General features: G+C 45.2%; 19 protein-coding genes. 11 read left to right on the forward strand and 8 right to left on the reverse strand.

The window, feature by feature from the left end:
• Positions 1–15: 15 nt before the first annotated feature.
• On the forward strand, positions 16–1446 hold the full coding sequence (ptsG, locus tag V1U08_RS17195; protein WP_020335630.1) for a PTS glucose transporter subunit IIBC: 1431 nt from the start codon (positions 16–18) through the stop codon (positions 1444–1446).
• 265 nt (positions 1447–1711) lie between these two features.
• Positions 1712–2122 (forward strand): hypothetical protein, encoded by a 411-nt coding sequence (locus tag V1U08_RS17200; protein WP_330471078.1) that lies wholly within the window; start codon positions 1712–1714, stop codon positions 2120–2122.
• A gap of 71 nt (positions 2123–2193) precedes the next feature.
• On the opposite strand, the gene V1U08_RS17205 is transcribed toward V1U08_RS17200, so the two are convergent.
• From V1U08_RS17205 to V1U08_RS17215, 3 genes are all read right to left on the reverse strand, one after another.
• Positions 2194–2289: a MetS family NSS transporter small subunit gene (locus tag V1U08_RS17205; RefSeq protein WP_014232480.1), complete on the reverse strand. Its 96-nt coding sequence runs from the start codon at positions 2287–2289 to the stop codon at positions 2194–2196.
• Positions 2286–3752: a sodium-dependent transporter gene (locus tag V1U08_RS17210; protein WP_065302636.1), complete on the reverse strand. Its 1467-nt coding sequence runs from the start codon at positions 3750–3752 to the stop codon at positions 2286–2288. Before V1U08_RS17210 ends, V1U08_RS17205 begins: the two co-directional genes overlap by 4 nt.
• A gap of 467 nt (positions 3753–4219) precedes the next feature.
• Positions 4220–4810, reverse strand: a complete 591-nt coding sequence (locus V1U08_RS17215; RefSeq protein ID WP_014232478.1) for an outer membrane beta-barrel protein — start codon at positions 4808–4810, stop codon at positions 4220–4222.
• Between the two features lie 127 nt (positions 4811–4937).
• On the opposite strand from V1U08_RS17215, the gene cydH reads away from it, so the two are divergent.
• Together cydH and V1U08_RS17225 are read left to right on the forward strand one after the other, a co-directional pair.
• On the forward strand, positions 4938–5030 hold the full coding sequence (gene cydH, locus V1U08_RS17220; RefSeq protein WP_020335625.1) for a cytochrome bd-I oxidase subunit CydH: 93 nt from the start codon (positions 4938–4940) through the stop codon (positions 5028–5030).
• Positions 5031–5063: 33 nt separating this feature from the next.
• Positions 5064–6221 carry a patatin-like phospholipase family protein gene (locus tag V1U08_RS17225; protein WP_330471079.1) on the forward strand — a complete coding sequence of 386 codons (1158 nt, stop codon included), beginning with the start codon at positions 5064–5066 and terminating at the stop codon, positions 6219–6221.
• Between the two features lie 69 nt (positions 6222–6290).
• Here V1U08_RS17225 and pyk read toward each other — a convergent pair whose 3' ends face one another.
• On the reverse strand, positions 6291–7733 hold the full coding sequence (gene pyk, locus V1U08_RS17230) for a pyruvate kinase (protein WP_065297075.1): 1443 nt from the start codon (positions 7731–7733) through the stop codon (positions 6291–6293).
• Positions 7734–8093: 360 nt separating this feature from the next.
• Between pyk and mlc the strand changes: the two genes are divergently transcribed.
• Positions 8094–9311: a sugar metabolism global transcriptional regulator Mlc gene (gene mlc, locus V1U08_RS17235; protein ID WP_014232474.1), complete on the forward strand. Its 1218-nt coding sequence runs from the start codon at positions 8094–8096 to the stop codon at positions 9309–9311.
• Positions 9312–9399: 88 nt separating this feature from the next.
• Here the strand turns inward: mlc and V1U08_RS17240 are convergent, their stop codons facing one another.
• The 4 genes from V1U08_RS17240 to V1U08_RS17255 all read right to left on the reverse strand — a co-directional run bounded on the left by V1U08_RS17240 (position 9400) and on the right by V1U08_RS17255 (position 15461).
• A complete protein-coding gene (locus V1U08_RS17240; protein WP_330471080.1) occupies positions 9400–12474 on the reverse strand; it encodes an error-prone DNA polymerase in 3075 nt (1024 codons plus the stop codon).
• A 6-nt stretch (positions 12475–12480) separates the two neighbouring features.
• Positions 12481–13884, reverse strand: coding sequence for a Y-family DNA polymerase (locus V1U08_RS17245; RefSeq protein ID WP_330471081.1), 1404 nt, complete (start codon positions 13882–13884; stop codon positions 12481–12483).
• 7 nt (positions 13885–13891) lie between these two features.
• Positions 13892–14584, reverse strand: coding sequence for a translesion DNA synthesis-associated protein ImuA (gene imuA, locus V1U08_RS17250; RefSeq protein ID WP_330471082.1), 693 nt, complete (start codon positions 14582–14584; stop codon positions 13892–13894).
• 130 nt (positions 14585–14714) lie between these two features.
• Positions 14715–15461 (reverse strand): YciK family oxidoreductase, encoded by a 747-nt coding sequence (locus tag V1U08_RS17255; protein WP_065299925.1) that lies wholly within the window; start codon positions 15459–15461, stop codon positions 14715–14717.
• 255 nt (positions 15462–15716) lie between these two features.
• Between V1U08_RS17255 and sohB the strand changes: the two genes are divergently transcribed.
• The 6 genes from sohB to lapB all read left to right on the forward strand — a co-directional run bounded on the left by sohB (position 15717) and on the right by lapB (position 21871).
• Positions 15717–16778 (forward strand): protease SohB, encoded by a 1062-nt coding sequence (sohB, locus tag V1U08_RS17260; protein WP_065297071.1) that lies wholly within the window; start codon positions 15717–15719, stop codon positions 16776–16778.
• A gap of 210 nt (positions 16779–16988) precedes the next feature.
• Positions 16989–17669 (forward strand): (d)CMP kinase, encoded by a 681-nt coding sequence (cmk, locus tag V1U08_RS17265; protein WP_065302632.1) that lies wholly within the window; start codon positions 16989–16991, stop codon positions 17667–17669.
• A gap of 110 nt (positions 17670–17779) precedes the next feature.
• Positions 17780–19450: a 30S ribosomal protein S1 gene (gene rpsA, locus V1U08_RS17270; protein WP_014232467.1), complete on the forward strand. Its 1671-nt coding sequence runs from the start codon at positions 17780–17782 to the stop codon at positions 19448–19450.
• Between the two features lie 213 nt (positions 19451–19663).
• Positions 19664–19945 carry an integration host factor subunit beta gene (ihfB, locus tag V1U08_RS17275; protein ID WP_014232466.1) on the forward strand — a complete coding sequence of 94 codons (282 nt, stop codon included), beginning with the start codon at positions 19664–19666 and terminating at the stop codon, positions 19943–19945.
• Positions 19946–20383: 438 nt separating this feature from the next.
• Positions 20384–20677, forward strand: a complete 294-nt coding sequence (locus V1U08_RS17280; RefSeq protein ID WP_014232465.1) for a LapA family protein — start codon at positions 20384–20386, stop codon at positions 20675–20677.
• A gap of 18 nt (positions 20678–20695) precedes the next feature.
• A complete protein-coding gene (gene lapB / locus V1U08_RS17285; RefSeq protein WP_014232464.1) occupies positions 20696–21871 on the forward strand; it encodes a lipopolysaccharide assembly protein LapB in 1176 nt (391 codons plus the stop codon).
• The last annotated feature ends 61 nt before the right edge of the window (positions 21872–21932 follow it).

Here is a 21932-nt window from a genome sequence, read left to right on the forward strand (position 1 = left end):
ATCAGGAGCTTGAACATGTTCAAAAACCTTTTTGCTAACCTGCAAAAAGTCGGTAAATCACTGATGCTTCCAGTATCGGTATTGCCGGTTGCAGGTATTCTTCTGGGTGTTGGTGCTGCCCATCTGAGTTTCATTCCAGAGATTGTTTCTAACCTAATGGAACAAGCTGGTGGTTCTGTATTTGGCCAAATGGCCTTGCTATTTGCTGTCGGTGTTGCTCTAGGCTTCACAAATAACGATGGTGTAGCAGGTCTGGCTGCAATCGTTGGTTACGGTATTATGACAGCGACGCTTGGTGTAATGGCTGGCGTCATGGGTGTTGAAAAAATCGATACTGGTGTACTAGGCGGTATCTTAAGTGGTGGTTTGGCTGCTTGGGCATTCAACCGTTTCTTCAAGATTCAGCTACCTGAATACCTTGGCTTCTTCGCGGGTAAACGTGCAGTGCCAATCATCACAGGCTTTGGTGCGATCATTCTTGGTGTTATCCTTTCTGTAATCTGGCCACCAATTGGTAGCGGTATCAGTGCGTTCTCTCACTGGGCGGCGGATCAAAACCCACAGCTAGCATTTGGTATCTACGGTATTGTTGAGCGTTCACTGATTCCATTCGGTCTACACCATGTATGGAACGTACCTTTCTTCTTCGAAGCAGGTAAATGTGTTAACGCTGCAGGCCAAGCTCAAAACGGCGTGTTAACTTGTTACCTTGTTGCTGATGAAGCATCACGTGCTGCTGGTAATGGCTTCGGTCAGCTAGCGGGTGGTTACATGTTCAAAATGTTCGGTCTACCAGCGGCAGCTATTGCTATTGCTCATTGTGCTAAGCCTGAAAACCGCGCGAAGGTAATGGGTATCATGGCGTCAGCTGCGTTAACATCATTCCTTACTGGTATTACTGAGCCAATCGAGTTCTCGTTCCTATTCGTTGCTCCGCTACTATACGGAATCCACGCGCTACTAGCTGGTTCTGCATACGTTGTTTCGAACACGCTAGGCTTTGTTCACGGTACTTCTTTCTCTCACGGTCTTATCGACTTCTTAGTGTTGTCTGGTAATGCTCAGAAGATGGTTCTGATGATTGGTGTAGGTCTGGTTTACGCGGTCATCTACTACGTTGTGTTCCGTGCAGTAATCACTGCTCTTGACCTAAAAACACCGGGCCGTGAAGATGAAGCTGAAGCAGCTGCAACAACTTCTGGCTCAGACATGGGCGGTGAACTCGTAGCAGCATTCGGTGGCAAAGCGAACATCACAGGTTTAGATGCATGTATTACTCGTCTGCGTGTTGCAGTAGCTGATACTGCAGCTGTCGACCAAGACAAACTAAAACAGCTAGGCGCAGCAGGTGTTGTTGTTGTAGCTGGTGGTGTTCAGGCTATCTTCGGTACTAAGTCTGATAACCTGAAAACAGAAATGGATGAGTGGATTCGTAACCACGGCTAATCTCAGTTATCCATTACTTATGTGAAAGGGGGGCTTCGGCCTCCTTTTTAATGTCTGCGTGCTCTAACCTCATACGTTAATCACCTCATAGTTGTACAAACTTCCTATATCGACACTTCTTCCTTAAAGTGCTTTGCCGTATTCATGTGACAATAAACTCATCTTTACTTTTTTGAGCGTATCCCTACATCCTTCTTACCCTTCATTGACATTATAAAATCCAGTCGTGTTTGAATTATGCACGATGTTTTTTTAAGAATTGATAATGGTTATGAAGAAGAAACTAATAATACTGGCAGCAGGACTGACGTCTGGCGCTGCAATGGCGGCTAATGGAACATCTGATTTAGCTGTTGGTATGGCAGTCGATCAGCAATTGAGCGTTGTTGTTGAGATAGATAATACGTACCGTGGGATTATCGGTAACGACGGCATGGCTTTTGACTACATTGCTAAACGTGGTACGTTCGACCAAAACGTGCCAGTGACTTGGTATGTCGGTGTTGGTGGTTGGTATGAGTGGGACGATGAATTTGGTGTGCGCGTACCACTAGGTGTCAATTGGGACCTATCTCAGGGCTGGGATGTGTATGCACAGCTACATCCAGAGCTTGACCTGTACAAAGGTGTAGACTTACAGGTTGGTGGTGCAGTGGGCGTGAAATACAGCTTCTAATACCAATTTGATTAACGTCCAATAAAAAATGCCGGCTAAGTAAGCCGGCATTTTTATTGTTAACGTTACGGTTATTGTTTATTCATCGCTCGTTTGATACAAACGGCGGCACCACCCCAAGTAATACCTAAACCAAGAACCATCATGATGATTGCACTGATTGTCATTTTGTTTTCTCCTTGCGGTTTACTGCGTTAATTAATAGCCCGAAGATAAAGAGTGCTGCGATCAATGCCCAGCCCAATGTCAAATCGTAACCACCGTAGCCGTCGGTAAATAGAGCATAAAGCTTGGTCGCTAAGATTACAGCTAGCATAATTGGTGTTACGAAACGCAAGCAGATTTCAAACCATTGGCCGATTGAGAAGTCCGAACGCTCGTTAACGTAGCCACGAACTTCTGATACACGGTTTAGTAGCCATGCCATCAATACGATTTCTACTAAGCCACCAACCATGATACCGACGTTGTTTGCAAAATGATCGACTAGGTCGAGCAATAGCAGACCACCATTGGTTGCGAATGCCATGGATACAACGAAACCAGTACCGATAACCACGTTTGCGGCTTTCTTACGACTCCAGTTTAATTTGTCGATAATTGCTGAGGTTACTGCTTCCATGATTGAGATATGAGAGCTTAAGCCCGCTACAACTAGAGCAAAGAAGAACAGTGGACCAAGAATGTAAGGTGCTGGCAATAAGTTAATTGCCGCTGGTAACGTTACAAACGCAAGACCAACACCCGCAGAAACCACCTCTGTTAAAGGTTTACCTTGCTCCTGAGCCATGTAGCCCAATACTGAGAAGATCATGATGCCGGATAGGATAGAGAAACCACAGTTAATCAATACCGTCATGAACGCATTGTTTGTGATGTCTGATTTCTCTGGCAAGTAGCTAGAGTAGGCCAGCATGATGGCAAAACCAATACTTAGGGTAAAGAAGATCTGACCATAAGCGGCTGCCCATACTTTAACGTCCCAAATTTTGCTGAAGTCTGGTTCGAACATGTAGTTCACGCCGTTCAGTGCACCTGGTAAGAACACCATGCGCCCGATAAGGAACAGCACCATCAAGAAAAGAATTGGCATCATGATTTTAGATGCACGCTCGATTCCTGACTTCACGCCGCTTGCAATCGCAACATAAGTAATGGCCCAAGCAATGACCATAGACAACGCAATCTTCCATTGGATACTACCTAGATTCGTTGGTGAATTATCACCTAACTTCAGGTATTCACTGAAGAAAAACGCGTTTGTATCTGCTCCCCAACCTTGGCTGAACGACAGACCAAAGTAAGAAATAGACCAGCCGATCACGGCTACATAGTAAACGGCGATGACTGCTGCGACACCCACCTGAAACCAACCAAGCCACTCAAATTTTGAATGAATCTTTGCTAGTGTCTTTGGTGCTGAGCCACGGTATTTTTGACCCATACTGAACTCTAGGATCATGAATGGAATACCTGCAGTGATCATGGCAAAAAGGTAAGGAATAAAAAATGCGCCGCCACCGTTTTCGTAGGCCATGTATGGGAAACGCCAAATGTTACCCAGACCGATCGCTGAACCTACTGCTGCTAAGATGAACCCTGCGCGGGATCCCCATTGTTCTCGCTTCATATTTGACTCCTGTACAACTCCCTAAGGAATGAAGCTCTTTCTGTAAAGCAGGGCAATTTATTAAAAGTTAGGGAAACTGCTATCCATCAGTTTTTATGGCCTAAATTCTAAGTAGTTATTGATTTGCCGTTTTTTATTCTGCTTCACATGAAAGAATTTAGAGTTTAACTCTTAAATTTATGATGTGTGTTTGATAAAACTGAAATATTTATCTGTTTTCGCTATTCAGACTAACTTCTAATAATTACAAGCGCAACAGATTCTAAATGTTAATAATAGTATTTTGTCTGGTTATAATATGGTTAATATTCGTTTTTCTGGAGTTTATTTGAGTTGTGTAAGCTTGATCTCAAAACAAATGACTGCAATGAGGTCGATTACATGGTTATAAGGACTATTTTGATTATTTAGGGTGTACGTCTAGCTTTTGTACACCATCTAGACGATGTTTCGTCATTGTGTTGCAGTTAAAAGCGAAAACTAATTCCGACATTAGATTGAAATTGGTTCATCCAATCGGTGTCATACTTGATGATGCAGTTGGAACCATCAGACGGCAGTGTGCATGAACCTGAAGTGTCATTGTCGACGACTGTGCCTAGCCAACGTAGTTGCGCCGTTAAAGCAATTGCTTGAGAGTATTCATATTCAATACCGGCAAACGCACTCGCAGAAAAACCCACTTTTTTATCCGCCCAGTTCACATCAGTATAAGAGCCGCCTAACCCCAAGCCGGCGTATGTCTGCCAACCCTGTGCAATGGGATAGGCGAGGCTACTTTGAAACTGCAGGTAATGAATGTCTGCTGAGTTGGACAGTGATTTTAGTTCTGTCGGTTGATAGGAATAAAAAAGACCGACTCGCCCCTGAAGAAAAGGTGTTTCGATTGCCAACGCGTAACTGGTCGCTGCATCAATGTCGTAGGTATTGGCATTCGTGTCTTCCACTTTGCCGCCAGCGGTATATCCAATAAATGGTGTGACGATTACATTCGCTTGGACGTTGAAAGCAACGCTCATCAAAATAGTTCCAATCAAATAGCCGACGTTATTCTTCATGCCCTATCTCCTTATTATGCCTAAGCTAATTGTGATGGCTTAGTCAAAATCGTGCGAACAAATTAAGCAAATCTTGAACATGTTTCACGCTGGTGTTATTAATTTGTTACAGTTCAAGGAGGTGTTTATGGAACACGATCTCAAATCCGCACTAATCATCGTTGCCGCTGTTTTCGCAGTTCTTTTGTCATACGGAATTATTGCGATTACTTCGGCTTAATCTAAGTTTAGCTTTATTAGAAGGCTTAAGCCGATGATACGTAACAGCGGTATAATCACCGATAGCCATACTGAACTCGATATCAATGTTTACGAACATTTCAGGCATGGCAAAACTGCTCTTGTCACGCAAGGAGGAGGGCAGCGAGGAATTTTTACCGCTGGAGTGCTTGATGCATTTTTGCTTTCCAACTTTGATCCCTTCGATGAATTCTATGGTACCTCAGCAGGTGCACTAAACCTTTGCCCTTATCTATGCCGTCAGCATGGGATGGGTAAGGCGTTTATTACCGAATTGACCACCTCGCCTGAGTTTTTTAACCTTTTTCGTTACATTCGTAAGCAGCAATATTTGGGGCTGGAGTGGGCGCTGGAAAGAATTCAGGATTTCCCCTACAAACTGGACCTCGACATGGGGCGCAAAGCACTGGGCACTAGAGGGGCTTTTGCTGCCGTGACTGATGTAGAGACGCTTTCCGATCTGTACCTTCCTATGCTGGGCGATTCCTGGTTCCAAACCATGTTGGCAACGTGTGCGATTCCCAAATTATACCTTGGGCCAGTCGATGTTGGCGGGCGTAAGTTTGTCGATGGTGGCGTTTCCGCCTCAATCCCTGCGCAGGAAGCGTGGAGACAGAATGCGCGCAATATTATTGTTATCCGAACGGAGCCTTACTCAGAAATCGACGCAAGAGTACAAAGTGAAGTCGGGGATAAGTCTGTCCAGTGGTATCGAGAGTCGATAAACTCCGTGCAGCAATCGTGGCAACAGAAAGTGAGCCAGTGGAAGTCAGACTGGGCATCCTTTTTTCAGCAGAAGATTAACACGGCCCATCAATCTAAGCTGGCTGGCGAAATGCTTTTGAATGGCGGGCGATGGCTGTTTGGGGCGGATAACTTGTATCGATTGAGTCATCTTATCGGGGAAAACTTCGACTCCGGTTTGGCTGATATGTTGATGATCCATTATCAAACATTCGAGCTGACACAAGCGTTTCTCTCTACGCCACCAGATGATACTTTTATTCTACAGATTGCACCCAGAGAAGTGCTTCGGTCCTCTTCTTTGTTAAGCGACCCTGAAGATTTAGAACATGACTATCAGTTAGGTTTGCAGGCTGGCTATAACTTCGTTCAGCTTTATGACCAACTGAATATTGATCTTGACTTAGATGGGCGTGAAAGCGCGTAGTGTTTTCATTCGCTTCAGATGAAAGTTAAAAGGGCTCCGATTGGAGCCCTCGACTTTTGTACTGATATATTATGCAGGCATAATACGCATACAGTTGGTTGAACCAACGACATCCATTACGTCACCTTGAGTAATGATGACCAAATCTCCGTCGTTTAAAAATCCTTGTTCTTTTAAACAGCTAATCGCATCCTGCGCGGTTGGCAATCCTGCATCGCCTTTGGAGTTAAAATAGACTGGTGTGACGCCTCGGTATAACGCAGCACGATTCAGTGTCGATTCATTTCTTGATAAGGCAAAAATAGGCAACCCTGAGCTCAGACGAGACATCATTAAAGCGGTTCTGCCAGACTCGGTTAAGGAGATCATGGCCTTAATACCTTCCATATGGTTGGCAGAATACATGGTTGCCATCGCAATGGTTTCTTCTGCGGTTTCGAAGGAACGTTCAAGGCGATAGGTCGACAGACTGGCTTCAGACATTTTCTCTGCGCCCATACAGACTTCAGCCATCGATTTAACGGTTTCAACGGGGTATTCACCTGCCGCGGTTTCTCCTGACAGCATGACCGCATCGGTACCATCTAAAACAGCATTTGCCACGTCCATGACTTCAGCACGGGTAGGCATTGGGCTTGTAATCATCGATTCCATCATCTGGGTTGCCGTAATGACGATTCGGTTTAAGCTGCGTGCACGACGAATGAGCTTCTTCTGAACACCAATAAGCTCTGGGTCACCGATCTCTACCCCTAAGTCTCCGCGAGCGACCATGACCACATCAGAGGCCATAATGATATCGTCAATTGACTCACTACTCTCTACCGTTTCGGCGCGTTCTACTTTGGCGACCAATTTTGCTTCCAGGCCTGCATCTCGCGCTAAGCGTCGCGCATAGTGCATATCTTCGCCATTACGTGGGAAAGAAATCGCTAAATAATCGACTTTGATTTCTGCGGCAGTAAGAATGTCTGCCTTATCTTTTTCCGTTAACGCTTCTGCAGATAATCCGCCGCCTTTTTTGTTAATGCCTTTGTTGTTCGACAGGGCACCACCAACCGTGACGCGAGTATGTACTTTATTACCTTCTACGCTGGTGACTTGTAACTGAACACGGCCATCGTCGAGTAACAGGACATCATTAGGTGCGACGTCTTGTGGCAATTCTTTGTAGTCTAAACCGACAGTTTCTTGGTTGCCTTCACCTTTTGGCAAGTCGCTATCTAAGGTGAATTTGTCACCGACTTTGAGCATCACTTTGCCATCTTTGAATGTAGATACGCGGATTTTCGGACCCTGCAAGTCGCCTAAGATAGCAACCTGTCGTCCTAGTTTTGCGGCAATTGCACGGACTTTGTTTGCACGTTGAATATGATCTTCGCTGCTACCGTGTGAAAAGTTCAGCCGCACAACGTTAGCGCCAGCTTTGATGATCTCCTCAAGTACATTGTCTTTATCAGTTGAAGGCCCAAGTGTGGTAACGATTTTTGTTCTTCTCAATTTGGATGTCATAGATTCTCCGAAGAATGCTAGTGTGGGACAAGGTAACTCGAATTGTATTTAAGTATATGCACAGAATGCTTTGGTTAAGATGAACACGAGCAAAAAGTTCTCCATCTTTATAAAAAACCAACTGCATAGATTCGCTTGATGTTTTTAGTGATAGCCACTCGCGTGGAGTGGATGACTAATTTGGTCAAAAAATTAAGTTATTTTTTACACAATTTAACAGGTGTAAATTTTCCGTTATTTGACTAAATACACAAACAAACAGGTTTCTGCGTGATGCTTGTCACGGGGATCTATTAATTCACTTCACAATTAGTTCGCAAAGTAAAAAAATTGCCGTGTTATAGAATTTTGGAGTGCACAATGTACATGGCTCAACCGGGCCATATTGATCATATCAAACAGATCAATGCTGGTCGGGTATACAAACTAATTGACTTAAAGGGTCCAATATCTCGAATTGATTTGTCCAAGCAAAGTGAGCTTGCACCTGCAAGTATTACTAAAATCACTCGAGAATTAATTGAAGCACACTTGATTCATGAAACAACCGTTCAAGAGGCCACCAGTCGTGGTCGTCCCGCTGTCGGTTTGCAGGTTAATAATGAAGGTTGGCAGTTCCTGTCGATGCGTTTAGGCCGTGGTTATTTAACAATCGCGCTCCATGAGCTCGGCGGCGATGTATTAATTGATACTAAAATCGAAATTCATGAGCTGGACCAAGACGATGTTCTTGAGCGCCTGCTTTATGAAATTGATGAGTTTTTTCAAACCTATGCTGATCAGCTAGATCGTGTTACCAGTATCGCAATTACGCTGCCTGGCCTCGTTAACTCAGAGCAAGGCATCGTGTTACAAATGCCGCATTACAACGTAGAAAATTTAGCTCTGGGGCCTGAAATATATAAGGCAACCGGCTTACCCGTCTTTGTGGCTAATGACACGCGAGCTTGGGCATTAGCGGAGAAACTGTTTGGTCACTCTAAAGAGAATGAAAACTCAGTTCTGATTTCGATTCACCATGGTTTAGGTGCCGGTATTATTCTCGATGGTCGCGTGTTGTTAGGCCGTCACGGTAATATCGGTGAATTAGGTCATATTCAAATCGATCCAAATGGTAAACGCTGCCACTGTGGCAATATTGGCTGTTTGGAAACGGTAGCAAGCTCACAGGCTATTCGTGAAGAAGTCGTCAGACGGATTGCTGATGGTGAGGCGTCCAGCCTTGCTGAGCAAGAAGAGATGAGTATCGAGAGCATCTGTGAAGCAGCCGCTAATGGTGATCCCCTTGCTGTGGATGTGATTGAAAAACTAGGCCGTTACCTAGGTTCTGCGATTGCGATTGTGATTAACCTGTTTAACCCAGAAAAGATCTTGATTGGTGGCGTCATCAACCAAGCGAAAGACATTCTTTACCCAGCTATTCGTCGTTGTATCGAAGAGCAAAGTTTGCCTGTTTATCACCAGGATCTGGAACTGGTAGAGTCTCGTTTCTACAAACAAGCGACAATGCCGGGTGCAGCACTTGTAAAACAAGCGTTGTATGACGGACAACTGTTGATGAAAGTGGTAGAGGGTTAATCTCTTTTACTGACTTTATTACCGACCTATTAAAGGGATGAGACTTGGGTTCTCATCCCTTTTTGTTATTGACTGCGCTTCCTAAACACTAGTGAAAGTCTCGTGATTTGCTTTGTAACGCCGCTAAGTGATGAGTGCAATCAATCAGTTTGCCTGCGATCACGTGTGTCACATCTCCCTCTCTCTCTAAAATTCCTTTTACCATCATCACTTTGGATGTGAGATAAGCTTGCTTTTGGGCTCGGGCCGTCGCACTCCAAACCACGACATTAATATTCCCGGTATCGTCTTCTAAAGTGATAAAGGTAACACCCGCAGCGGTACCGGGAGACTGACGTCCGGTGACGAGCCCGACAACGGTCACCAGTGATTTATGTTCTTTCTCGACTAACTGTTGCATGCGAGTAAAGCGAGGCAGCTTACCTGCTTGATCTAATAAAGTAATCGGATGACGATTGAGAGAAAGTCCGGTACTGGCATAATCTTCAATCAGGTTTTCATACTCAGAAGGTTGTGTTTGATAACCAGCAACAGGCTCTTGTACATCCTGAAACAGAGGTAAGTCCGATAGGGAGTCCATGGCTGCCCAACGAGCTCGATAGCGGTTACCCGATAATATCTGTAACGCATTCGCGGATGCCAACAGCTCGATATCACGGCGGCTTCTCAACACCTGCTTTACCTCCTGAATTGAGCGATAGCCGTTTTGAGGGCGGCGCTTAAGGAGTTGGTTCGCGCTCTCTTCACTGAGCCCTTTGACTAAGCGAAAGCCAAGCTGCACGGCTAACCGACCGTTAGGGCGCTGGATCAGATGATGCTGATAGCGCGAAAGATTGACACAGACAGGCAAGACTTCAATGCCATGGCGGCGAGCATCCTGCACCAATTGCGAAGGGCTGTAAAACCCCATGGGTTGACTGTTCAGTAGCGCGGTATAAAACTCAGCAGGATAATAGTATTTCAACCAGGATGAACAATAGGCCAGGACCGCAAATGAAGCGGAATGACTTTCCGGGAAGCCATATTCACCAAAGCCACAAATTTGCTCGAAGATACGCTCAGCAAACGCTAAATCGTAGCCTCTCTCACGCATGCCATCGATAAGCTTAGGTCTGAACTTGGCCAGATCGCCATTCTTTTTCCAGGCGGCCATCGCCCGGCGTAGTTGATCGGCTTCACCGCCGCTAAAGCCAGCTGCAACCATGGCGAGCTTGATGACCTGCTCCTGAAAAATCGGAACGCCCATGGTGCGGGCTAAAACGCTTTTCACGGCTTCTGAAGGGTAGCTGACCGGTTCTTCGCCATTGCGTCTTTTGAGGAAGGGGTGAACCATATCACCCTGAATAGGTCCCGGACGTACAATCGCAATTTGAATCACCAAGTCGTAGTAACAGGCCGGTTTTAAGCGAGGAAGCATGCTCATTTGTGCTCGGGATTCGATCTGAAATACCCCGACGGTGTCTGCTTTCTGGATCATGCGATACACATTGGGATCATCCTGAAGTCGGGTGATCTCAGCAATGGACAGTGATCGCTGGTGGTGCTTTTCGACCAGCTGAAAGCACTTTCTGATCGCATTCAGCATGCCTAATGCGAGCACATCGACCTTGAGCAGTTTTAAGCTTTCTAAATCATCTTTATCCCACTGTATGATAGTACGATCTTCCATCGCCGCGTTTTCCACCGGAACTAACTCGTATAACGGTCCGGAAGAAATCACAAAGCCACCGACGTGTTGAGACAAGTGGCGAGGAAAGCCGATGATCTCGTTCACCAGTTGAATAAATTGTTGCCCCTTGAGCGATTCCGGATGCAATCCGAGTTCGACAATCTGTGCTTGCCAGCCTTGGCTACGATCGCGGCGATTCACGTTTTTAATGAAAAAGTCGAGCTGGGTTTCTTCAATCCCCAGTGCTTTCCCGACTTCTCTGACTGCACTTTTGAAGCGATAGCTGATCACGGTTGCAGCCAGAGCTGCTCGCTCACGACCATATTTCTTATAGATGTATTGAATGACTTCTTCCCGGCGCTCGTGCTCAAAGTCGACATCAATATCTGGCGGCTCATCTCGTTCTTTGCTGATAAAACGTTCGAACAGTACCGCGATTTGCCTTGGATCCACGGAGGTGATTTCCAGGCAATAGCACACGACAGAGTTTGCCGCAGAGCCGCGTCCCTGATAGAGAATGCCTTGCTTTTTTGCAAACATCACAATGTCGTGAATAGTTAAAAAGTAATAGTGGTATTTCAGCTCTTTGATTAATGCGAGCTCATTCTCGATCGTTTGCTGGATGGTTTCTGGAACACCTTCAGGAAAACGTCTTTTCTTGCCGCGTTCAACCAGCATACGTAGGTAAGAATCGGGTGTGTAACCGTCGGGGATTAACTCGGCAGGGTATTCGTATTTCAGGTCACTCAGCTTAAATTCACACAAATTAGCGATGTGCTGGCTTTCTGCAAGCCATTTTGGTTTGTAGACTCGGGCTATTTTGCTTAGTGGGCGTAGTGCACGCTCTGCGTTGGATAGTCGTTCAAACCCCAGCTTATCGACGCTGCAACCGTGTTTCACTGCCGTAAGTACGTGCTGTAATGGCAGGCGTTCGACCGAGTGCATGAGTACACCACCACACGCTGTGATAGGTAACTGAAGTTCATGGGCGAGCTTTTCACAATGGTTGGTATATGCCGAATCATCGCCACCAAGGTGACGCTGGATGGCAACCCATAAGCGGTTTGGATGATGTTGGTTTAACCAGCGTCCCCAGTAATGATCGCTGTTTTGGTGGGTTGGGAGCCATAAAACAAAACAGTGACGAATCGACATCAAATCCCATTCAGAGAGTTGATAGCTGCCTTTTTCACTGCGCCGTCTTGCGTTGGTGATGATACGGCACAATTCTGCATAAGCTTTACGGCATGGACACAATAAGACCACTTGGCATTCATCATTGAGCCAAAACATGCTCCCTACGATTTGTTTGATATCGAGCTTATGTTGCTGGATCGTGGAATAGGCTTTTACAACACCTGCGACGGAACATTCATCGGTGATCGCAATGGCTTGATAGCGGTAAAAAGCGGCTTGCAGAACCAGCTCTTCTGCATGAGAAGCTCCGGTAAGAAAAGAGAAATTGGACTGACAAAACAGCTCTGCGTAATTCATAACGACTTAACAAAAAAATCCATGAAGAAACCAATGTTTGTATTGATCGCGGAACACCCATAACCAGCGACCTTGCTTGGTGTGTGCAATGTAGTAATCACGCATGATTTCATCGCCATCCCACCACCCTGAAACAATTCGTTCTGGTCCGTGTACCAGAGAAACCTGTTCTTGGAGCGGCACTGGTCTCGGTAACTGCATTGCCGGACGCAGCAACTGAGGAATCGAAGAAAGCGCGACATCGGGTTCATCGGCCGAACGGTATTGGCAGGCTTTTTCTGGCCTTGGGTCGTAGGCAATATCAGGCTTGAGTACGGAGTGTTTTCCCATTTTTGCTTGCAACAAAGAGAGCAGCTCTAACGGATGCATTTGGCCTTTCTGCCCCGCAAAGAGGTCGCAAGCGCTGCTGATTGGTTCGCCTTGGCGATTGACCTGCAAAGTCAGGCCAATCACAGGGCCATTGAGTGCCAGAGACTCCAGGCTCAAACTGGCGAGTTGTTGCCAGCGGTGGCATAAGTAATCGCCTTGTGCTGAGGTAAGCGGCACCGACTGTGTGTGTTTATCTCGCTGGTGGAGCGTTAAGCAAAGCTCAAAAGCAACTTTGTCTCTTAATTTTAGAAAGGTTTCGAGTTGCTTCAGCAGTTTGGCCAAGGGCTTCTCAATCCACTGAACATTTTCTAGCTCAAACAGCAACTCCAAATACACTCTGAATGATTCTGTTGGATGATAAAAATCGACAGGGTGTTTAAATTGGCCAGTCAGACGACCTACGTAGTTCACTAAATCAATATCAAAACGGCGAGCGATATCCTGCAGCGGTAACTCAAGCAGGTCTTGTAAAGTACTTACGCCAACACGCTGCAATTTATCCACCGTCACAGTGGATAAATCTGTCAGTGTGAGTGGCAAAGAGGAGAGTGATTGTTGAATAGACGCTTTGTCTTCAATCAACTGGTTACTTCCAGACAGTGCCATGAGTTTGGCTGATAATGGAGAAAACCCACAGCCAAACTGCACACTCAGTTTTAGTGTGGCGAGGTGGGCTGAGACTTTGTGCCAGTAGTTTTGCAACCCATCATAGAGGCTGAGCATGGGTGTTGCGCGTAGCAGGAGCCCCTGATTTGGCATCAGAACCACATCAGACGTGATCAGATATAGCCACTGGGCAACCTCCTGCAATTTCTTCAGTTCAGTTTGGGGATGGTGAGGGTGGACTTGTAAGTCTCGACATAAAGACGCAGCGCTGCCCAATCCCATATTTAGCTTGATGCCTTGCTGCTCAGCAACATCGTTGTATTGAATGATGCGACAACGCTGGCTTTCGACTATCACCACAGGCTGTTCTTGGTTGCCACTAAAAAGTGTATCCAATTGCAGACGAGGGAAGTGTAAGTAGATCCATAAAGACATGTTGTTATTACCCTTGATTTAACATCGGGAAATTCACGACTGTCGATGGAGTATGAGTCTTAAGCGGCATGACCAGTTGTGGGTAATGATGCTGGTAGTTAATCTCGACCTGACCTTTGCTCCAGCCACCTTTACGTTTTAATACCTCAACGCTGACGCCTTGCTCACTCCCTTGTACTTTGAGGCTGAGTGAGACAGGCAGGGATAGACGGTTTGCTCTTACTGGCTTCAACATAAACAGAGGGCAAGAGCCCTGCTCACTGGCGACCTGTAGACGTTTGACTTGATGGATTTCAAGCTCGTCTTGCCACAATAATACATTGCTACACACACTACTTTTTAGGCACTGCTCTGCAGCCCAGAGTGCATCACGCTGATGCTCCGGTGTGATGATCCAGACTTGATTGATATCCAAGCCGATACTGTGCAGAAAGAGTGGATTCATTAACGCTGGCGGTTGAATAAACGCAGTAACGCCTTTAGTTAGCGATGATTTCAAATAAGGCGCTAATAAACGCAATTCACCGACACTGCCCACAGACTCCATTTCGATCACGCCGTGAGGTGGAAAACCTCCGCCCAGTAGAGCGTCCAGCTCAGGAAAAGCAGAGCTGTTGAGGAACTGATGTGAGTCCGCTTTGGTTAAATTTGCCTGCCAAACAAGGTGTTGGCTTTTTAAGTGCTGAATAATATCTTGCATAACTAAATACCTGTATATATGTACAGTATATTTCTGTGGTGAAAAGTAGCAAGATTTTTGTGGCGAGAAAAATAAAAAAGGCAGCGTTGGCTGCCTTTTCAATCAGTTATGCGAAGGAGTGAGAACAGAATCACTTACGCTTTGGTTGTGCGTCGATACACTGGCCATTCACGTCAGTCACACTCGGATCCATCAGATGCAGGTACAGTGGCATCAGATCTTGTGGTGTTTTTAGTTTGTTAGAATCTTCACCCGGGTATGCTTTTTCACGCATGCGAGTACGTGTGGCACCTGGGTTGATGGCATTAACACGCATTGTTGTATCACTTAGCTCATCAGCCAGCGTTTGCATCATGCCTTCTACTGCGAACTTAGAGATCGCGTATGGACCCCAGAAAGCACGACCAGAGTGACCAACAGTAGAAGAGGTAAAGATAATACGACCCGCTTCAGATTTACGCATCACAGGTAGCAGCGCCTGAGTCATCAGAACTTCGGCTTTCACGTTAATTTGCATGATGTCGTCGAAGTCATCTTCTTTGATTTGTTCAAATGGACAAAGTGTGCTTAGAACGCCAGCGTTGTGCAACAGGCCGTCAAGGCGACCAAACTGGCCTTCGATTGTCTCTGCCATGTCGATGTAGTTCTGTTTTGTCGCCCCTTTTAAATCAAGAGGAATAATGGCAGCTTGCGGGTAACCAGCGGCTTCGATTTCATCGTAAATGGATTCAAGGTTTTGAACGTTTCTGCCCAATAAAATCACCGTTGCACCGTGCTTTGCATATGAAAGTGCGGCTTGACGGCCAATGCCATTACCTGCGCCGGTAACAAGAATGACTTTATCTTTTAAGGCATCTGCTGAAACGGAGTAGTCCACGGTGTTTAATCCTTATTATTGTAAGAGGGTCCATGATAGTTAATTGGCGCAAATTACGCCGCTTTCTTAATGGAAAATCTTGGTAATCGTGACAAGATGGTTACAATACACCAATTCATGTGTTATACCAATTCCAGAACGTTGGTTAGGTATGCTATCAATCAGAACAAGTGGTTACAAACCACGTTGCCTTCTCTCTGATTTTTCGGTGTAGCATAGCAACATATTCTCTGGAGTGAGATAAAGGAGCTCTCATTGGAATTTTTATTAGATTACGGTTTATTCTTGGCCAAGATTGTCACAGTCGTTGCTGCGATCATTGTCATTCTAATCCTGGTTAAATCGGTAGGTGGTAAATCAGGTGCTGCAAAAGGTGAACTTGAGATCACCAACCTTTCTGAGCAGCATAAACAGTCGGTTGAGCAATTAGAGCATCATTTACACGATGAGGCTTTCCTCAAGGCTCGTGACAAAGCCATCAAGAAAGAAGAAAAAGAAAAGAACAAATCCCGCGAGAAAGAGATCAAACAAGCCAGTAAAGAAGGTGAGCTAGATAGCAAGCGCGAACCACACCTGTTTGTTCTTGACTTCAAAGGCAGCATTGATGCGAAAGAAGTGAATTCATTACGTGAAGAGATCACCGCCATTTTGGCTGTGGCTCGTGAAGGCGATGAAATCTTACTGCGTTTAGAGTCAGGTGGTGGCATGGTTCATGGCTACGGCTTGGCATCTTCTCAGCTTGATCGCATTAAAGCCGCTGGTTTGCCATTAACTATCGCCGTGGATAAAGTTGCGGCAAGTGGTGGTTATATGATGGCGTGTGTGGCAGACAAAATTGTCTCTGCACCATTTGCAATTGTTGGCTCAATTGGCGTGATCGCACAAATTCCAAACTTCAATAAGTTACTGAAGAAGCATGATATCGAGTACGAACAACTCACCGCAGGTGAGTACAAGCGTACCCTGACGATGTTTGGCGAAAACACCGACAAAGCTCGTGATAAATTCAAACAAGAACTAGAAGAAACTCACGTACTGTTCAAAGACTTTATTCGTGAGCGCCGCCCAAGCTTAGAGCTAGAGAAAGTAGCGACTGGCGAACACTGGTTTGGTACTCAGGCAAAAGAGCGTGGTCTGGTCGATGAAATCTGCACGTCTGATGATCTCGTTGTTGCCGCATGCAAAGACAAGACAGTATTAGCCGTTCACTACGTACCGAAGAAAAAACTGGCTGATAAGCTAGCGGGTGTAGCGAGCAAAGTGGCAGACAGTGTTATCTTAAAATTGGCTGAGCGTGGTCAAAAGCCAATCGTGTAATCACGAAAACTGATATCCAATTTGAACATGGCGAGGGTGAGAGCTCTCGCCATTTTTATTTGAGTTTTTAAATTTACTTATAAATCAGGCTGCTCATGCAGTGTGATGCATGGAATGACATTTTTCCTCGCCCGAAAGGGCAATTTCCCTTATAATGCGCGCCTCGAAAACCGAGCAATTTGCTAAAAGAAATAAAAGGTGGAGAAGAACATGTCCTCTCAAACTCCGGTTGTAACCGTAGATGGACCGAGTGGTGCAGGTAAAGGCACTTTGTGTATGTTGCTGGCGAAAAAGTTGGGTTTCCAACTCTTAGACTCTGGCGCGATTTATCGAGTACTTGCACTGGCTGCTATTCACCATGGTGTTGATACTGAGTCTGAGGACGCACTTGTCCCATTGGCTACACACCTAGATGTTCAATTTATCGCTGAAGGTGACTTGGTCAAGGTTATCTTAGAAGGCGAAGATGTCTCCGGTGAGCTTCGTAAAGAAGAAACGGGTATGGCTGCATCTAAAGTCGCTGCGCTACCACGTGTTCGTGAAGCATTATTGCGTCGTCAGCGTGCCTTTGAAACAGCACCAGGTTTGGTTGCTGATGGCCGTGATATGGGAACCGTTGTATTCCCACAAGCACAAGCGAAAATTTTCCTTGATGCGAGCGCAGAAGAGCGTGCAAATAGACGCCTTAAACAGTTGCAAGATAAAGGGTTAGATGTTAGATTTGCTGACCTTTTAAGCGAGATCCAAGAGCGTGACGATCGCGATCGTAACCGCCCAGTGGCGCCACTACGCCCTGCAGAGGATGCGCTTGTGCTAGATTCTACGTCGATGACTATCGACGAAGTGGTAGAAAAGGCACTACAATATATCGAATCGAAGCGAGTTGAGTAACGATACTCAACTTGGCTAAGAGCGTTGGTCGCAAGGATGATGACTGGCGAATTTAATAACCCCATGCGGTAGGATACCCGTGGACGTTTAATTTATTGAAGATTAAATAAATGACTGAATCTTTTGCTCAACTCTTTGAAGAGTTTCTAAACGAAACAGAATTCCAACAAGGCAGCATCGTTAAAGGTACTGTAGTAGCTATCGAGAACGGTTTCGTTCTTGTTGACGCTGGTCTTAAGTCTGAATCTGCTATCCCTGCTGAACAGTTCAAGAACGCTGCTGGCGAACTTGAAGTTGAAGTTGGCGCTGAAGTAGACGTAGCTCTAGACGCTGTTGAAGATGGTTTCGGTGAAACTCAACTTTCTCGTGAGAAAGCTAAGCGTCACGAAGCTTGGATCGTACTTGAGAAAGCTTACGAAGAAGCTGAAACTGTTGTTGGTATCATCAACGGTAAAGTTAAAGGCGGTTTCACTGTTGAACTAAACGGTATCCGTGCTTTCCTTCCTGGCTCACTAGTAGACGTACGTCCAATCCGCGACACTGCTCACCTAGAAAACAAAGAGCTAGAGTTCAAAGTTATCAAACTTGACCAAAAACGTAACAACGTAGTTGTTTCACGTCGTGCAGTTATCGAATCTGAGAACAGCGTTGAGCGTGACGAGCTTCTAGAAACTCTACAAGAAGGTTCTGAAGTTAAAGGTATCGTTAAGAACCTTACTGACTACGGTGCGTTCGTTGACCTAGGTGGCGTTGACGGTCTTCTACATATCACAGATATGGCTTGGAAGCGCGTTAAGCACCCATCTGAAATCGTTAACGTTGGTGACGAGATCCAAGTTAAAGTTCTTAAGTTCGACCGTGAGCGTACTCGCGTATCACTAGGTCTTAAGCAACTAGGCGAAGATCCATGGGTAGCAATCGCTAAGCGTTACCCAGAAGGTCACAAACTAACTGGTCGCGTAACTAACCTAACTGACTACGGCTGCTTCGTTGAAATCGAAGAAGGCGTTGAAGGTCTAGTTCACGTTTCAGAAATGGATTGGACTAACAAGAACATCCACCCATCTAAAGTTGTTAATGTTGGCGACGAAGTTGAGGTTATGGTTCTTGAAATCGACGAAGAGCGTCGTCGTATCTCTCTAGGTCTGAAACAGTGTAAAGCTAACCCATGGCAGTCATTCGCTGAAGCACAAGCTAAAGGCGACAAAGTTACTGGTAAGATCAAGTCTATCACTGACTTCGGTATCTTCATCGGTCTAGAAGGCGGCATCGACGGTCTAGTTCACCTATCTGACATTTCTTGGAATGTTGCTGGCGAAGAAGCTGTACGTGAGTACAAGAAAGGCGACGAGATCTCTGCAGTTGTTCTAGCAGTAGACGCAGAGCGTGAGCGTATCTCTCTAGGCGTTAAGCAAATGGAAAATGACCCATTCAATGCTTACGTTGCAGACAACAAGAAAGGTACTCTAGTTAACGCTACTGTAACTGCTGTTGACGCTAAAGGTGCTACTGTTGAAATCGCAGAAGGCGTTGAAGGTTACATCCGTGCTTCTGAAGTATCTCGCGATCGCGTAGAAGATGCTTCTCTAATCCTAAGCGCTGGTGATGTTGTTGAAGCTAAGTTCACAGGTGTAGACCGTAAGAACCGCGTAATCAACCTATCTATCAAAGCTAAAGACGAAGCTGAAGAGCAAGAAGCAATGGCATCTATCAACAAGCAAGATGACAATGCATTCGGTAACGCAATGGCTGACGCTTTCAAAGCAGCTAAAGGCGAATAATATACTCGCTTAAGCAAAAAAGGAGCCGCAAGGCTCCTTTTTTATATTTATTGCAATAAAAGTAGTAATACTAATATCGGTAAACTATCTTAATAAAAGACATTTCTTCAATGCATACTTTGCGTAAAAATTGTCTAGAATTACGAGCAAGTGTTTGTTGGAATTAGTATTACTTACTATAATGAGTGAGAAAGATACTCAAAGAGGGCAACTATGACTAAGTCTGAACTGATTGAAAGACTCTGCGCTGAGCAAACGCATTTATCAGCGAAAGAGGTAGAGGATGCTGTAAAAGATATTCTAGAGCACATGGCCTCTACATTAGAGAGTGGTGACCGTATCGAGATCCGCGGCTTTGGTAGTTTTTCTCTTCATTACCGTGAGCCTCGCGTAGGTCGCAACCCTAAAACTGGTGATAAAGTGGAACTAGACGGTAAATTCGTCCCACACTTCAAACCAGGTAAAGAACTTCGTGAGCGCGTAAATATTGGCTAATGCTCTCTGATTAGTTTGAAAAAGCGGCATACTTTTGTGTATGCCGCTTTTTTATAATATGTCCAGTAAGACCAATTCCAGTCATTATCTCATCGTTATTGCTGGTTCAAATCGCTGACAACTGCATTAGAACTTTTGTCATTAACACCGCTGGTTACTGCAAGTTCTTCCTTGTTCTAAGCGATTTCTCCTGCACAACTTTCTGATAATTAAATTATTGGTATTAGTGTCAATTATCTCAACTTGCCTTACTCTGGACGGTTTTATCGTGCCATAAGTTGAATGTTTATCTATCCAGATTGCTATTAACTTCAATTGTGTGTCTACAAACCGGGTTTCTTGAGGTTACTTGGGTATAGATTATTGCTAATATACGTGGTCTGAAGAAACATTTTACTGCATAATCTGACCTACTTACTCCTCTAAGGGTGATGTAATATGAAAATTATAAAAATCGTTGCTATTTTCGCTCTCTTTTTAATTGCACTAGCATTAGGCTCACAAAACCAAGAGGTTGTGACCTTTAACTATCTTTTAGCAAAAGGAGAGTTCCATCTATCAACGCTATTAGGCGTGGTATTTGTTGTTGGATTTGGCTTGGCTTGGGTTATCTTCGCTAGCATCCAACTAAAGACTCAACTTCAAGTTCGACGTCTTAAGAAGAAACTGAAAAAGTACGAGCCAGCTAACGCAGAAACTGCTGCTAAGCCTGCTATCGACAAACAGGCATAAGGATAAGGCTTCACTTTAATGCTTGAACTACTCTTCTTGTTATTGCCTATAGCTGCTGCGTATGGCTGGTATATGGGGCATCGCAGCGCTCAACAAGACAAGCAGAAGCAATCACATCAAATTTCTCGTCAATATATGACGGGTCTGAACTTACTGCTTTCTGATCAATCAGATAAAGCAGTAGACCACTTTATTGAATTGCTCCAAGTAGATAACGAAACCATAGATACCCACCTTGCGTTGGGTAATCTTTTTCGTTCTCGTGGAGAAGTCGACCGCGCAATTCGTATTCACCAAAATCTTATTTCCCGCTCGGGTCTGACTCTTGACCAGAAAAATCTCGCCCTTCAGCAACTTGCTAAAGACTACATGGTTTCTGGTTTTCTGGATCGTGCGGAAAAGATATTTGAACAGTTAGTCGAAGAGCCAGAACATCGAGAAGGTGCACTGCAACAGCTTGTGACCATTTACCAGCAAACGCGTGAATGGGAAAAAGCGATTCACTACGCTAACCAGCTAGCAAAAATGAGTAATAAGCGCTCTCGAATGCGAGCGAATATTGCTCACTATTGGTGTGAAATTGCCATGCTAGATCAAGCTGATGGCAATAAGAGCAAAGCGGTTCAGCATTTCAAAAAAGCACTCTCGGAAGACCCAAAATGTGTGCGGGCCAGTATTGCTTTGGGCCGTATGTATTTAGAGTCGGAAGATTACAAACAAACCATTAAATATTTAACTTCAATCCTGGAGCAAGACAAAGACTTTATTAGCGATGTTTTGCCTACGATTGCAGAGTGCTACCACCACTTAGGGCAAGAAGATGAGCTGGTGGAATTCCTTCGGGCTTGTATCGATAAGAAAGCCGGAGTGTCAGCAGAATTAATGCTGGCACAGTTGGTTGCGCATCACGAAAGTGTGGGCGCAGCACAGGAGCTGTTGACCAAGCAGCTACTGAAAAATCCGACCATGAAAGGTTTCTACCGTCTGATTGATTACCATATTGCAGAGGCGGAAGACGGTCGTGCAAAAGACAGTCTTTCAACCTTACAAGCCATGGTTGGTGAACAGCTAAAAGTGAAACCTCATTATCGATGCAGAAAATGTGGTTTTTCTACTCATTCCCTGTATTGGCATTGCCCGTCTTGTAAGGGGTGGGGAACGATCAAACCAATCCGTGGATTGGATGGTGAGTAATTTTAGTGCAGCTGGCAGGTTTTCTGTCCGCTGCATTTTTTTAGAAAAAAGAAAATTTTAG

Source organism: Vibrio sp. YYF0003, from assembly GCF_036350715.1.
Lineage (GTDB): Bacteria > Pseudomonadota > Gammaproteobacteria > Enterobacterales > Vibrionaceae > Vibrio > Vibrio natriegens.

Excerpts from the sequence above, each read along its gene's own strand:
- ptsG (WP_020335630.1), top strand. The coding sequence starts at position 16 with ATGTTCAAAAACCTTTTTGCTAACCTGCAAAAAGTCGGTAAATCACTG.
- V1U08_RS17200 (WP_330471078.1), top strand. The coding sequence starts at position 1,712 with ATGGTTATGAAGAAGAAACTAATAATACTGGCAGCAGGACTGACGTCT.
- V1U08_RS17205 (WP_014232480.1), bottom strand. The coding sequence starts at position 2,289 with ATGACAATCAGTGCAATCATCATGATGGTTCTTGGTTTAGGTATTACT.
- V1U08_RS17210 (WP_065302636.1), bottom strand. The coding sequence starts at position 3,752 with ATGAAGCGAGAACAATGGGGATCCCGCGCAGGGTTCATCTTAGCAGCA.
- V1U08_RS17215 (WP_014232478.1), bottom strand. The coding sequence starts at position 4,810 with ATGAAGAATAACGTCGGCTATTTGATTGGAACTATTTTGATGAGCGTT.
- cydH (WP_020335625.1), top strand. The coding sequence starts at position 4,938 with ATGGAACACGATCTCAAATCCGCACTAATCATCGTTGCCGCTGTTTTC.
- V1U08_RS17225 (WP_330471079.1), top strand. The coding sequence starts at position 5,064 with ATGATACGTAACAGCGGTATAATCACCGATAGCCATACTGAACTCGAT.
- pyk (WP_065297075.1), bottom strand. The coding sequence starts at position 7,733 with ATGACATCCAAATTGAGAAGAACAAAAATCGTTACCACACTTGGGCCT.
- mlc (WP_014232474.1), top strand. The coding sequence starts at position 8,094 with ATGTACATGGCTCAACCGGGCCATATTGATCATATCAAACAGATCAAT.
- V1U08_RS17240 (WP_330471080.1), bottom strand. The coding sequence starts at position 12,474 with ATGAATTACGCAGAGCTGTTTTGTCAGTCCAATTTCTCTTTTCTTACC.
- V1U08_RS17245 (WP_330471081.1), bottom strand. The coding sequence starts at position 13,884 with ATGTCTTTATGGATCTACTTACACTTCCCTCGTCTGCAATTGGATACA.
- imuA (WP_330471082.1), bottom strand. The coding sequence starts at position 14,584 with ATGCAAGATATTATTCAGCACTTAAAAAGCCAACACCTTGTTTGGCAG.
- cmk (WP_065302632.1), top strand. The coding sequence starts at position 16,989 with ATGTCCTCTCAAACTCCGGTTGTAACCGTAGATGGACCGAGTGGTGCA.
- rpsA (WP_014232467.1), top strand. The coding sequence starts at position 17,780 with ATGACTGAATCTTTTGCTCAACTCTTTGAAGAGTTTCTAAACGAAACA.
- ihfB (WP_014232466.1), top strand. The coding sequence starts at position 19,664 with ATGACTAAGTCTGAACTGATTGAAAGACTCTGCGCTGAGCAAACGCAT.
- V1U08_RS17280 (WP_014232465.1), top strand. The coding sequence starts at position 20,384 with ATGAAAATTATAAAAATCGTTGCTATTTTCGCTCTCTTTTTAATTGCA.
- lapB (WP_014232464.1), top strand. The coding sequence starts at position 20,696 with ATGCTTGAACTACTCTTCTTGTTATTGCCTATAGCTGCTGCGTATGGC.